Source organism: Streptomyces sp. NBC_00083, assembly GCF_026343295.1.
In the GTDB taxonomy this organism is placed as follows: Bacteria; Actinomycetota; Actinomycetes; order Streptomycetales; family Streptomycetaceae; genus Streptomyces.
In genome coordinates, this window is record NZ_JAPELY010000003.1 from 86,183 (window position 1) to 100,104 (window position 13,922).

Below are 13,922 nucleotides of genomic sequence, written 5' to 3' on the forward strand. Positions count from 1 at the left end.
GGGACACCGGGACCACCCCGGGCGTCCCGCCGCAGCGGACCTACCGCCATGGCCATGGGCCCGGCGCGCACCGGCCCGCTGTCCTGATCCGGCCCGACCGCCCCACCAGGCGGCGGATGCCCGGCATTCCGACAACGGGCAAGGAATTTTCGCGCCCAGGTACGGCCGGATCAGAATTCGACTTCTGTTTTCGGCTCGTTCTTGCGATGCCACGGCCGCTTCACTGCGCCGGGGATCCCTCGATACGTGCCATATCGAGGAAGGTTCTCCTTGAACCGTTCAGCTCGCACGAACGACCGCTACTCCGCCGCCCGCAAGGGCGGCAGCACCGACCGGGGCGCCCGTTTCCGCCCCCAGGGCTCGAACCGCTCCGGCGGCGGCCGCAGGCCCGCCGCGCCGCAGGGCGAGTTCGCCCTCCCCGTCACCATCACGCCGGCCCTGCCGCCCGTCGAGAACTTCGGCGACCTCGACATGCCCGCGCCCATCCTGGAGCTGCTCACCAGCCTCGGCATGAACGAGCCGTTCCCCATCCAGGCCGCCACGCTCCCGAACTCGCTGGCCGGCCGGGACGTGCTCGGCCGCGGCCGCACCGGCTCGGGCAAGACCCTCGCCTTCGGCCTCGCCCTCCTGGTGCGCACCGCCGGACGCCGCGCCGAGTCGAAGAAGCCCCTCGCCCTGGTCCTGGTCCCCACCCGTGAGCTGGCCCAGCAGGTCACCGACGCCCTCACCCCGTACGCCAAGGCCCTGAAGCTGCGCATGGCGACCGTCGTGGGCGGCATGTCGATCGGCCGGCAGGCCGGCGCGCTGCGCTCCGGCGCCGAGGTCGTCGTGGCCACGCCCGGCCGTCTCAAGGACCTCATCGAGCGCCGCGACTGCCGCCTCGACCAGGTCGCCATCACGGTGCTCGACGAGGCCGACCAGATGGCCGACATGGGCTTCATGCCGCAGGTCACCGAGCTCCTCGACCAGGTCCGCCCCGAAGGCCAGCGGATGCTGTTCTCCGCCACCCTCGACCGCAACGTCGACCTTCTGGTCCGGCGCTACCTGCACGACCCCGTGGTCCACTCCGTCGACCCGTCGGCCGGCGCGGTCACCACGATGGAGCACCACGTGCTGCACGTGCAGGGCGCCGACAAGTACGCCACGACCACCGAGATCGCCGCCCGCGACGGCCGGGTCATCATGTTCCTGGACACCAAGCACGCCGTCGACCAGCTCACCAAGCACCTGCTCCAGAGCGGGGTGCGGGCCGCGGCTCTGCACGGCGGCAAGTCCCAGCCGCAGCGCACCCGCACCCTCGCCCAGTTCAAGACCGGCGCGGTGTCGGTCCTGGTCGCCACCAATGTCGCCGCGCGCGGCATCCACGTCGACAACCTCGACCTCGTGGTCAACGTCGACCCGCCGACCGACCACAAGGACTACCTGCACCGCGGCGGGCGCACCGCCCGCGCCGGCGAGTCCGGCAGCGTCGTCACCCTCGTCCTGCCCAACCAGCGCCGTGAGATGAGCCGCCTGATGATGGCCGCCGGGATCACCCCGACCATCACCCAGGTCCGCTCCGGCGAGGCCGAACTGAGCCGCATCACCGGCGCCCAGGCCCCGTCCGGCATCCCCGTCGGCCCGGCCACCGCCCCCGCGGACCAGCCCAGGCGCGGCCAGGCCCCGTTCCGCGGCCGCGGGACCGCTCGCGGCCAGGAGGGCCGCGCCGGCACCTCGCGCCGCGCCGGCGAGTCCCGCGAACTGGCCGAAGCCCGCAAGGCCGCCCGGGTGCGCCGCGCCGCCTGACGCCGACTCGCCCGGTTCTCAAGGCCGTTGATCCGCCTCGGGTGCTCGCACCCGCGCACCGCGCGCGTGCGGCCCGAGGCGAGGCCATGCCTGCGCCGGGTGAACCGGGCGGTGGATCCGGGCAGTTGACCGCCCGGACCCGCCACCGCGGTCGCCGTACGGCCGGGTCCCCTCTGTACTGTCGGGCGGGTCCCCCGGCGACGGCCGGTCCTACGCGCGTGGAGAGTGGTCGAGTTCATGGTTCTGGCGTATCTGCCGAGCCCCTCCCAAGGGGTGTGGCACCTGGGGCCGATACCCGTCCGGGCGTACGCCCTGTGCATCATCGCCGGTGTCTTCGCCGGGGTCTGGCTCACCCGGCGCCGGTGGGCGGCGCGCGGCGGTAACCCCGACGACATCTCCGACATCGCCGTATGGGCGGTGCCGTTCGGGCTGCTCGGCGGCCGGCTCTACCACGTGATCACCGACCCCGAGCTGTACTTCACCGCAGGTCACCAGCCGATCAGGGCGCTCTACATCTGGGACGGCGGCCTCGGCATCCCCGGGGCCGTCGCACTCGGCGCCGTCGGGGCCTGGCTCGGCTGCCGGCGCCGCGGCATCACCCTGGCGGAGTTCGCGGACGCCGCCGCGCCCGGCCTCGTCCTGGCCCAGGCGATGGGACGGTGGGGCAACTACTTCAACCAGGAGCTCTACGGCCGCGCCACCTCCCTGCCCTGGAAGCTGCTGATCGACCCGGCGCACCGGCCCGAGGGCTCGGCGGACGTCGCGTTCTACCACCCCACCTTCCTGTATGAATCGCTCTGGGACCTCGGCGCCATGGCGCTGCTCCTGTGGCTCGACCGGCGGTACGGCCTGCGGCGCGGACGGCTCTTCGCCTGCTACGTCGTCGTCTACACCGCGGGACGGGCCTGGATCGAGGCCCTGCGCATCGACCACGCCAACACCTTCCTCGGCCTGCGCCTCAACGACTGGGTCTCCGTGGCGCTGTTCCTCGGGGCCGTGGCCTATCTGCTCGCGACTCGCCGCCCCACGGCGGAGGCCGACGAGGAGGACGCGGCGCGGGAGGAGCTGAGGACGCCCTGACGCGCGGGCTCAAGACCCCCGCGTGCCGGAACGACGCCGGGGCCCCGCGCTCTACCGGGGCTCCCCGGCCCGCGTGATGGCGGATTCGACGGCCGCGATGCGGTCCGCGAGCAGGCCGAGCGCCGCGACCGCCCGGGTGAGCGGGTCGCCGTCGGGGCCGCCGAGCGTCCGGGCGCGCACGTACGCGGAGGTGATCTCCGCCCAGCGCGCCTCCTGCTCGGCGGTCCGGCGGCCCCGCAGTCCGGCCAGCTTCAGGAGGTTCGCCTCGGCGCCCGTGGTGAGGGTCTGGGCCTCGCCCCGGTAGTGGTCGTCGATCACGGCGGCGAGCTCGGCCGCGTTCATGACGGGGTCGATCCGTGCCGCGATCTTGTTCATGTTGCGGTACGAGCCCTGGAGCTGGAACGGCGGCTCCGTGCGGCTGTTGTCGCTCTGGGCCGCGGAGGCGATGTACGCGGCGTTCACGGCGAGGACGGTGGACCGGGCGGTGAGCAGATGCCGCAGCACCGCCAGAACACGCTCCAACTCGGCCGGCGCGTAAGGGTGGTTGAGCCGGTCGGCGCGGGCGGACGGGTCGTGTTCGGCGAGCCGCACCAGCAGGTCGAGGTCGGCGCGGTCGCGGCCGGCGAGCGGGGCGAGCACCGGGTTCGACGTCAGCGCGTTCTCGATGAAGCTCAGCGCGAAGGCGCTCTCCTTGCCGGTGAGCACGGAGCCGAGGTTCCACACGTCGGCCCGGTTGGCCAGCATGTCGGGGACGGTGAAGCGCTGCCCGGACTCGGTGTAGGGATTGCCCGCCATGCAGACGGCGAACCGCTTGCCGCGCAGGTCGTAGCTGCGGGCCCGGCCGTCCCGCACGCCCTCCATGCGGCGGGTGGCGTCGCACAGCGGGATGAACTTCTGCAGCAGCTCCGGCGAGGTGTGCTGGATGTCGTCGAGGTAGAGCAGCGTGTTGTTGCCCGCCGCGAGCGCGAAATTGATCTTCTCGACCTCCCGGCGGGCCGTGGCGTCGGGCGCGTCGGCCGGGTCGAGCGAGGTGACCCCGTGGCCGAGCGCCGGTCCGCTGACCTTCACCAGGACGAGGCCGAGCCGGTTCGCCACGTACTCCACCAGGGTCGTCTTGCCGTAGCCGGGCGGGGAGATGAGCAGCAGCAGGCCGTTGCTGTCGGTGCGCCTGGTGGAGCCGGTCGTGCCGAGCTGCTTGGCGAGGCTGTCGCCGATGAGCGGCAGGTACACCTCGTCGAGGAGGCGGTTGCGCACGAACGACGACATGACCCGCGGCTGGTACTCCTCCAGACGCAGCCGCCCGCGCTCGGCCGCCACGAGGGCCGTCCGCAGACGCTGGTAGGCGCGGAACCCGACGGTGGTGCGCTCCATGAACGCGCCGACGCGGGCGAGGAGTTCGTCGATGCGTACGGTGAGGGTGCGGCTCGGTGTGATGCGCGGATGGGCGCCGAGCAGCCCCTCGACGGTGCCGGACAGGGGAGCCTCGCACGCGTACCGGGTCAGCTCGGGGCAGAGCTCCACGGCGACCGCCTCCGCGAGATCGCCCTCGTCGAGCGGCTCGCCCGCGGCGACGGCGTAGGAGGACAGCCACGCCTCGACGAGCTGGCGCCGGTCGGCCAGGTTGTCGAGCGCCGCCAGGTCGTCCACGTACGCCGAACTCCCCGCCGCCAGGCGGAACTTGTCGAGCAGGTCGCGGGTGGCGGCACGGGTGACGAACCCGTCGGGCGCCGACGCCAGCTCGTCGAAGAGGTACGCGGCCGCCGCGGCCGAACCCGCCATGGCGCCGGACAGTTCGGCCACGAACTCCGCGATGGCCGGGGCGAGGCCGAAGGTGGCGCGGGCGCGGGCCAGTGACGACGCGCGCCGCGTCCAGGTCGCCCGCTCCGGCCCGGTGGTGCGGTGCGCCCAGAACAGCTGGGCCTCGGCGCGGGCCGCGGGCGCGTGCCGCAGCAGACCCGCGCCGTCGTGCAGCCGCAGCAGGGCGCCGAGCACGAGCGTGGCGTCATGGTCGTGGACGCCCCGCTCGTACCCCTCGTCGTACGCCGACTCGGCGGCCCTGCGCACGAGCGCGGGCAGATCGGCGCCGGCCAGGGCGGACGCCCCGTGCTCGGTGAACAGGCGCACGGCGAGGTACTCCGCGCGGTACACCCCGGCGTTCTCGGACGGCAGCGACTGCTCCCAGTAGGGCCGGGTGGCGGCGAACGCCGGGTCGTCGACGGGGGAGCGGTAGTCCGTGCCGGTGAGGGCGAACGCCAGGCCGTCGCCGTGCGGCACCAGCGTCAGGTCGAGCGGCTGGGCGTTGACCGCGAACGCGTGCCGCCCGAGCCGGACCGTCCTGCCGCCGTCGCCGTACAGCTCGGTACGGTCGCGCAGGGCGCGCGCCGCCTCCTGGCGGGCCGCCTTGATGCGGCCCTCCAGCTCCTCGGCCCTGACCCGGTCGCCCAGGTCACGCAGCTCGTCCGCGCTCCTGCGGACCTTGGCGACCATCGGGTCGGAGGCGAAGTAGGTGTTGACCGCGTCCATGTCGGCGAGGCCCGTCAGACGCCGGGCGATCGTCTCCAGGACGCGGGCGGCTGAGTCGGCCAGCCGCTCGGCGTGGCGGGCGCGGGCGTCCTGCACCGTCTGCTTGCGGGCCGAGAACGCCTCGTACACCTCGGTGCGCCGGGTGCCCAGCGCGGCGAGCGCCGCGTCGGAGTGGGCGAACCGCGACTCCAGGTCCTCCAGGCGCAGCAGGAGCGAGGCGAGCTGTTCGTCGCAGCGCTCCGGGGTGTCGGCACCCGCGAGGGCGCCCGTGACGGACTGCGCCAACAGGCCCAGTTCTGCGGCGAGTTCGGCTGCGCCCTCCTGGTCCCGCAGCTCGCGGATGCGGGCGTCGAGCGTGGCGCGGGCGCGGTTGACGCCGCCGAGCACGTCCGCGATCCGCTCCAGGATCGCGGTGCGGACGGTGGCGTCGCCCACGTCGAGTCCCGCCACCACCTCGGTGACCGTCCTCAGCCCCTCGGTCAGCTCGTCGAGCCGGGCCGCGACCGGGGCGGCCTCGGCGACGGTGGCGATCTGCCCGGCCCGCGAAGCCAGTTCGCCGGTCTCGTCGTGGTAGCCGGCGAACGCGTCCTCGCGCGCCAGGAAGGCCACGGCCCGCTGCCCGAAGGCGGCAAGGTCGGCCGTGAGCTGCGCGGCCAGCTCGTCGATGCGCGCGGTATCCGCGTACCGGAGCTCCTTCAGCGTCACCAAGTGACCCTGCGCACGCCGGAGTTCGGTCAATCGGGCCACCCATGCGGCGGCGTCGCGGGGCGCCTCGCCGCGCAGCCGGCGCACCAGCGAGGCGATCTGCGTGGCGGCCTCCTCCAGCGCCTCGGCGGCCCCCCGGGTGAGGGACCCCACGGTCTCGAACTCGGCGAGGACCTGCTCGGCCGTGGTCCGCACCTCGCTCAACGGTGCCAGGAGATCGCCCACATCGGAGTCGCCGAGCCAGTGGTGGGTGTCGATGGCGCGCCCGCAGGACGCGAGCAGAGCCTCGTACACACCGGTGGCCGGCGCGGTGGTCTCGACGACCGTGCGCGCGAGGAAGAGGCAGTCGGCGATGCCGCGCACCAGATCCGCGTTGCCGATGCGGGACAACGGGCCGCCGCCGGTGGCCCGCGCCGCCGCGTGGGTGTCGCTGACGTAGGGGGAGCGCCAGCGCTGGACCGGATGGATCCGGGCCGGTTCGGCGGCGGCGCCCGCCGGGTCGGCGCGCAGCACGAGGAGCGTGCCGTCGTCGAAGAGCGCGTAGCCGTGGCAGGAGAGCGGCGCGGCGACCGTTTTGCGGATGGCGTGGTACGGCAGGAGCAGGCCGTGCCCCCCGGCCCGTGCGTGGAAGGCGTACAGCACGTCCTCGGCGCCCGGGGAGCGCACGATCCGCTCGAACTCCAGGCCCTCGGTGGCGATGTCGAAGGTCTTGGCGGCGCCGGTGGCGAGGTAGTAGCCGCCGGGGAAGACGAGCCCCTGGTCCTCGGGGAGCCGCAGGCACGCCTGTCCGATGGCGTCGAGCCGCACCACGGTGCGCGTGGCCCGGTTGAAGACGAGATGGCGTCGGGCCTCCTCCTTGTACGGGCGCACCCGCAGCAGGATCAGCCGGCCCGCGTACGCGTACTCGACGTCGGCGTCGGCGAGCGACTGGAGCGGTTCGTCGACCGGCTCGGAGTAGATGCCCTCCGCCGCCTCGGTGTCGTCCTCGACCTTGACGGTGAGCGCGCCGCCGACCGTCGAGACGAACACCTCGCCGCCGATGGACAGGTGCGGGTGACGGCCGAGCACCTGGTCCTCGCGCGTGACAGCGGTCCACTCGATGTCCTGGGACGGCGGGAAGACGTGATCGCGCTCTCCGCGGGCGTCCAGGAACGTGACGTCACCGCCCGCGTCCACGGCCCAGCGCAGCACACGGATGTCGTCGCCGCCCTCGCCGGTCCCGAAGACGGCCAGCAGCCTGCCCTCGACGCGGCGCAGCCGAAGGAGCCGGGCCTGCCGGTAGTAGCGGTGGAGCTCGGTGAACTCCCGCACGAACGCCGGGTCGTCGAGCAGGCCGGGGACGGCGTCCTCGGGGAGGGGTGCCAGGCCGTCACGGTCGTAGAGGACGAAGACGTCCCCGACGGCGGTCGCGTCCCTCGGTCCCGCGCCGCCGTATCCGACCAGCAGCCGCTCGCCGACCGCCACGACGTCCCGGGCCACGCGGTTGTCCGGGGTGCGCAGTTGCTCGGTGCCGGTCAGCGACAGCCCGGCGGAGCCGAACTCCTCGGCGCGCCGGGCATCGAGCGCCTCGGCCCTGCGGATCAGTTCGCCGGCCTGCGCGGCCAGCCGGTCCCGCAGCACCTCGTAGGTACCCGCGTCCACCGCGGACGAGGGGGACGTGCTGTTCATGGTGGGGGCTCCCTGCGGATGCGTTCGTACGGGGTCCGGACCGGCCCGGGGCTCGGGATCCGGGCCGGTCGGCGCTCGGGGACCGGACCGGCCCGGACATCGGCGTCCGGACCGGGCCGGGAGTCGGGGGCCCGGGGCGAAGGGCCCGGGGCCCCGACCCGTCCTCGGCGCGTGGCCGGGACTCAGGCCGTGGCGGGACTCAGACCGTGGCCGGCCCGCCGGCCGAGCCGTTCACCGAGTGGCTCACCGACCCGACGGCCGACCCGACGGCCGACCCGACGGCCGAGCCGACGGCCGACCCGACGGCCGAGCCGTCGACCGACTGGTCGCCCGGCCTGCCGACCGGGCCGTCGACCGCCCCGGCCAGTGCCGTCACCGGCAGGTCGGTCAGGCCCAACTGCCGTGCCTTGTCGAGGAGTTCGCTGAGCTGTCCGGCGTTGGAGCCGCCCGTGTTCATCAGCTTCATCAGCAGCGCGGACACCGTCAGGTTCTGGACGTCGCCCGTGGACACCGAGCCGAGCACACGCGTCAGGTCCTCGGGGAAGCTCGCGCTCCCGTCGAGCCAGGGCCCCGCGAGCGCCTGCGCGGTCTCGGAGTGGCGTACGAACGCGTCGATGCCCTGCCCGAGCGAGATCGAGGAGACGAGCCGGTCGAAGAAGACGGACTCGCCGCCGACGATGTTGATGTCGGCGTGCTCCAGACCGGTGGCCAGGACGGCGGCCTGCGCCTCGGCCACCTGCCGCTGCGCGGTGAGCCCGGCGAGCCGGATCTCCTTCTCGGCGGCGAGCCGCAGACGGTACTCCTCGTGACCACGCGAGGCGTCGTCGAGCGCCGCCATCGCCGCCGCCTTCTCGGTGAGGCCCTCAGCCTCCGCCTTCAGCTTCTCCCCGATCATCGCGGCGTCCGCCTTGGCCTGCGCCTGCGTGCCCTCCGCGACCGCGAGCGCCTTCAGCCGGGACCCCTCGGCCTCCGCCTTCAGGCGCGCGCCCGTCGCCTCGGCCTCGGCGCGGCCGGCCTTCTCGATGACCTCGGCCTCCTTGTCGCGGACCTGGACCTGGGCAAGACCCTCGGCCGCCGCCTCCGCCTGGAGGCCCTCGGCGAGCCGCAGCTTGGCGCGCGCGTCGAGGTCGGCGGACTTCAACCGGGCCTCCGCCAGGGTGAGTTGCTCCGCCGCGCGGTGCTTGGACGCGGCCTCCGCCGCCTCCGCCGCCTTGATGTCCTTGACCAGCTTCTCCTGAGCCTCCGCCTCGGCGCCGATGATCACGGCCTGCCGGGTGCGCTCCGCCTCCTCGACCATGCGGAGCTTCTTGATCGACTCCTCCTGCTCCGCGACCGTGCGGTCCACGGCGATCCGCTCCCTGACGACGTCCGCGACCTCACGGCGTTCGGCCTCGACCTCCTTGTCCTTGGCGATCGCGGACAGCGCCGTCTCCCGCTCGCGGCCGATGACTTCGAGCATCCGGTCCTTCTCGATGCGCTCGTTCTCGACGGCGATGACCCGCTCGCGGTTCTTCTGCGCGACCGCGATCTCCCGGGCCTGGTTCTCCCGCTGCACCCCGAGCTGCTCCTCGGTGCGCAGGAACGCGGTCTGCGCCCCGAGCCGCTCCTCCTCCTGCACCTTGGACGTCGCCGCCTCCTCCCGGGCGCGCAGCGTCTCGACCTCGCGCCGCTGCTTGATCTCCGCCTCGGCCTGCCGCCGCTCCAGCTCCAGGATGGTCTCCCGGGCGTCCACGTTCTGCCGGGTGATCTCCTTCTGCTCGGTGCGCTGGAACTCGTTGGTGCGTACGTGCTCGACGGCCGTCAGCTCGGTGATCTTGCGGATGCCCTGTGCGTCGAGGATGTTCGCCGCGTCGAGCTGTGTCATCGGGGTCTGTTCGAGGTGGTCGATGGCGGCGTCGTCCAGGTGGTAGCCGTTCAGGTCGGTGCCGATGACCCGGATGATCCGGTCCCGGAACTCCTCGCGCTTGGTGTAGAGGTCGACGAAGTCGAGCTGCTTGCCCACCGTCTTGAGCGCCTCGGAGAACTTCGCGGCGAAGAAGTCCTGGATGGCGACCCGGTCACTGGCCCGCTGGGTGCCGATCGACTGGGCGACCTTGATGACGTCCTCGACGGTCTTGTTGACCCGCACGAAGAACGAGATGTGGATGTCGGCCCGGATGTTGTCCTGGCAGATCAGGCCCTCGCGCCCGGTGCGGCGGATCTCGATGGTCTTCACCGAGATGTCCATGTACTCGGCCTTGTGCAGCACCGGAAGGACCACGGCGCCGGTGAAGGTGACGTCGACCTTCTTGGTCTTCGAGATGATCAGCGCCCGGCCCTGCTCCACCTTCCGGAACAGCTTGCCGACCACCAGGAGCAGGGCGATCGCGATGAGCAGGACAACGGCGACGAGTACGCCGAGGCCCAGGGAAATGGCATCCATGAGACGTCCTTGGGACAGGTGAGATGAGAGAGGTGGGCCGGGGTGTGGGCCGCAGGGCCGGCGGGACGCCCGCGAGGGACCGTGAGCCGGACCGGGCCGGCGCGTGCCGGGCGCGTCAGGTGCGGGCGTCGCGCGGGTCGAGCGCCGTGTCGTAGGGCGCGACCCAGAAGAACTCGCCGTCGTCGTCGAACGCGTACAGCAGGCCCGTGCTGCCGAGGCCCAGGGGATCGGTGCCGCTCTGGCGGACCTGCACCAGGGCGGTCGACCCGTCGGCCGCCGCGACCTCCGCCTGACCGAAGTCCCCCGACACGGAGCCGGTACGGATCGTGCAGGTGAGGCCGACGAAGTCGAGCCGGGACGGCGGCGGACGGTCGGGGAAGGCGCGCCGCAGCCGGCCGACGAGGAAGCGGGTGAGGGCCCAGCCGCACAGCAGCGCCGCTGCCAGCACCCCGGCCTCCAGGGCCGCACCCGCGACGCCGGACGCCCCGGAGCGGCGTACGAGGACGGAACCGGCGAGGCTGATGAACCAGGAGATCCCGGTGAGCAGCGACACCGCGACGCTCACGGGAACGCCGCCCCCGCCGAACACGGGGCCGTGCACGTCCCCGTTGAAGGTGGTGTGTTCGGCGGCGCCGACCAGGACCAGGAGCCAGAAGGCCACCACGACGATCAGAGCCGCGCTGAACAGGGCGGCGGGGAACCCGAGCGCCGCGGCGAGAAACTCGGTCATCGTGGCGCCCCCTTCGCTCATGGCCCGGTGATCGTGACCGGGACACACCGGGGTTCTCCGGCACCAGGCGCGTCGTCGCGTCCCGGCACCGGAGCGGTTTCCCCCGTGTTCCCCCTCGGTCATCTTGGCCACGGGGCACGCCTGTTCGCATTGCCGGATCCCGGCAGTCTTTACGATTCCCTGATGCCGGATACTGACTGGACGGGCCCGTCAACAAGCCGGCACCGGCGCATCGAACATCAGGAGACCGAGTGGCGGGGCGGGAGTTGGGGCAGGGCGTGCGGCCTGGCCCCGGTGGGGGTGCGGGGCGAGACTCGGGGCCGGGCCAGGGGCCGGGCTCCGGCGGGGATGCGGGACAGGGTTCTGTCCGGGGTGCAGGGCTGGGCGCTGGGCTGGGCGTTGGGCTGGGCTCGGCCCAGGGCGCCGAGCAGGGTGCCGAGCAGGGCCTGTCGACGGACTACCTCGACGGCTACGCCCGCATACTCGCCGAGACCTGCGCCACCGGCCGCCGCCTCACCCGGGACGAATTGGAGTCGCGCCGCGCCCTCGGCGGACGCGCCGCCGAAGCCGGCCTCAGCCTGCGTACGCTGGTGCAGCAGCACTTGGCGACGGCCCGGAGCGCCTGCCCGGACCTGCCGCGTGCCTCGTTCGACCACCTCCTGGCCACCGTCGGCCAGGTCATCGACGCCCTCGCCGAAGGCCACGAGCGCGCTCAACTCCTCGCCGTACGCCAAGAGGAGGCGGCGCGCCGCGAGTTCATCGACGACCTCCTGTACGGGCGCAGCGACCCGGGAAACCTGGCGGGGCGCTCCGAGCGCTTCGGGCTGCTGCTCTCCCACGCCCACGCCGTGGCCGTCGCCGAGGGCCCGGACGCGTACGACGACGCGCATCCCGCGACCCAGCGGGTGCGCCAGGCGCTCTTCGGCCGCTTCGGGAACCGGCGCGTCCTGTCCACCACCAAGGACGGCCGGCTCATCTGCGTGGCCCCGGCCGACCAGGACGACGTCCTGCGCCACTTCGCGAAACAGGCCCACGCCGCCACCCTGGGCCGGGTCGCGATCGGCCGCCCGCACCCCGGCGCGGGCGGCGTCGCGCACTCCTACGAGGAGGCCCTCAACGCGCTCGACCTCGCGACCCGCATGCACCTCGAAGGCCCGGTGCTGCACGCCGCCGACCTGTTGGTCTTCCCGGTCCTGATGCGTGACCGCCAGGCCATGGCGGACCTGGTGCACCGCGCGCTCGGGCCACTGCGGGGTGCGCGCGGCGGCCCCGAGTCGCTCCTCGACACCCTCACCGCCTACTTCGACGCGGGCTGCGTCGCCGCCGAGGCGGCCCGCCGGCTCAGCCTGAGCGTGCGGGCCTTCACGTACCGCATGGAACGCGTCCACCAGCTCACCGGAGCCGACCCGGCCGACCCGGTCCACCGCTACACCCTGCAGACCGCCGTCATCGGGGCCCGGCTGCTGGACTGGCCGGCGAACGAGCTGTGATGCGGACGGGTCCGTCGTCGACGCGGCCGGCCGTCGGCACGGTGCGTCCCCGGCACCGGTAGTCGGGCCGAGGCGGTCCGTCCACTGCACGGCATCCGGGCCGGCGCGTTCCGTCCGCGCTCCGGACTCACACCGGCTCGGGCCGCGGCGCCGGCAGCAGCACAGGCACGGCCTCCGGCTGCCAGCCGCGCGTGGTCCGCAGGTATCCGTAGATGACGGAGAGCATCGCGAGCACGACGAGCGGGCCGAACACCCACGCGTGCTCGGCCATGGGCACCGACAGCCGGCGGTACGAGAGGAGCAGCGCCGCGAAGACCGTCGTGCCGTACGCGACCAGGCGGACCCCGGACCGGTCCCAGCCGCGGTCGTAGGTGCGCAGTGCGGCCTCGACGGTGAGCGAGAACACCACCCCGGCCACGAGGTCCACGCCGTAGTGGTATCCGAACCCCAGCGTCGCGCCGAGGGTGGCCACGAGCCAGAACGCCCCGGCGAACCGCAGGAGTCGAGGCCCCTTCCGGGTGTGGATGAAGATCGCGGTGGCCCACGCCGTATGCAGGCTGGGCATGCAGTTGCGGGGCGTGATCCCGTCGTACGGGACCGGGTGCGGAATGCCGACGGGCGGCGGCGTGTGGGGCCACAGGTTGGCCACGGCCCACTCGACGCCTCCGGTGCCGGAGGTGCCGGGACCGTAGGCGAAGACCGGTCCGACCACAGGGAAGACCATGTAGATGGCGGGCCCGAGAAGACCGATCAACAGGAACGTGCGCACCAGATGGTGGCGCGGAAAGCGGCGCTCGGCCGCCACGTTGCGCAACTGGTAGAGGGCGACCACGACGGCGGCCACCGCGAGCTGTGCGTAGACCACATGGATCACATGGCCGCTCAGCGGGCCCATGGCCTTGAGTATCCGGCCGGCGGCCCACGAGGGGTTGCCGAGCGCGTGGTCGGCGGTCGCGACGTACGGGTCGAGGACGGTGGGCCGGGTGCGCGAGGTGATGAGCAGCCAGGTGTCACCGATCTTGCGCCCGGTCACGAGCAGCAGCCCGAGCCCGACGCCCTTCAGGAGCAGGAAGCGTTCCGCACCGGTGCGGCGGGCGAGGGCGAAGACGGCGCAGCCGAGCATCGCCCACAGGGCGCCGTTGCCGAAATACTGCCCCTCGGGCACCGTCACGCCGGCCGCCCAGCGCGCCAGGGCGAACACGAGGTCGATCCCGACGGCGACGCCGGCCGCGACGAACCGCTGCCGCCAGGTGAGCACGACCATCATCAGCGCCAGCCCGCCGTACAGCGGCCCCGGCTTGGCCGGGAAGACCACTTCGCGCAGCTGGGCGGTGAGGGGCCCGGGTATCCCGTGCCTCCGCGCGAACACCTCGAGCCCCACGAGAAACCCCAGGGCGACGAGCCCGCCGACGCCCCACACCACCCGACGCGCCCCGCTGCCCGTCGGGGCGGGCGGGGCGGGCGGGGCAGTGCGGGGGACCGGGTTCGCCCCGGAGGACCTGCGCGAAACGATGCGTAT

The 13,922-nt window shown here is 73.4% G+C and carries 7 protein-coding genes; 3 read left to right on the forward strand and 4 right to left on the reverse strand.

Annotated features, from left to right (window positions below):
- Positions 1 to 270: 270 nt before the first annotated feature.
- Both OOJ98_RS24285 and lgt read left to right on the forward strand, forming a co-directional pair.
- The gene (locus tag OOJ98_RS24285) at positions 271 to 1,785 is read left to right on the forward strand and encodes a DEAD/DEAH box helicase (RefSeq protein WP_267057137.1); all 1,515 of its coding nucleotides are present in this window, start codon (positions 271 to 273) and stop codon (positions 1,783 to 1,785) included.
- Positions 1,786 to 2,022: 237 nt separating this feature from the next.
- Positions 2,023 to 2,865: a prolipoprotein diacylglyceryl transferase gene (lgt, locus tag OOJ98_RS24290; protein ID WP_267057138.1), complete on the forward strand. Its 843-nt coding sequence runs from the start codon at positions 2,023 to 2,025 to the stop codon at positions 2,863 to 2,865.
- A 51-nt stretch (positions 2,866 to 2,916) separates the two neighbouring features.
- On the opposite strand, the gene OOJ98_RS24295 is transcribed toward lgt, so the two are convergent.
- The 3 genes from OOJ98_RS24295 to OOJ98_RS24305 form a co-directional block, all read right to left on the reverse strand.
- Positions 2,917 to 7,761, reverse strand: coding sequence for a DNA repair ATPase (locus tag OOJ98_RS24295; protein WP_267057139.1), 4,845 nt, complete (start codon positions 7,759 to 7,761; stop codon positions 2,917 to 2,919).
- Between the two features lie 199 nt (positions 7,762 to 7,960).
- Positions 7,961 to 10,183 carry a flotillin family protein gene (locus tag OOJ98_RS24300; RefSeq protein ID WP_267057140.1) on the reverse strand — a complete coding sequence of 741 codons (2,223 nt, stop codon included), beginning with the start codon at positions 10,181 to 10,183 and terminating at the stop codon, positions 7,961 to 7,963.
- Between the two features lie 115 nt (positions 10,184 to 10,298).
- A complete protein-coding gene (locus tag OOJ98_RS24305; protein ID WP_267057141.1) occupies positions 10,299 to 10,913 on the reverse strand; it encodes a hypothetical protein in 615 nt (204 codons plus the stop codon).
- Between the two features lie 479 nt (positions 10,914 to 11,392).
- On the opposite strand from OOJ98_RS24305, the gene OOJ98_RS24310 reads away from it, so the two are divergent.
- Positions 11,393 to 12,403 carry a CdaR family transcriptional regulator gene (locus OOJ98_RS24310; RefSeq protein WP_267058218.1) on the forward strand — a complete coding sequence of 337 codons (1,011 nt, stop codon included), beginning with the start codon at positions 11,393 to 11,395 and terminating at the stop codon, positions 12,401 to 12,403.
- 127 nt (positions 12,404 to 12,530) lie between these two features.
- Here OOJ98_RS24310 and OOJ98_RS24315 read toward each other — a convergent pair whose 3' ends face one another.
- Positions 12,531 to 13,826, reverse strand: a complete 1,296-nt coding sequence (locus OOJ98_RS24315) for a phosphatase PAP2 family protein (protein WP_267057142.1) — start codon at positions 13,824 to 13,826, stop codon at positions 12,531 to 12,533.
- Positions 13,827 to 13,922 lie beyond the last annotated feature (96 nt).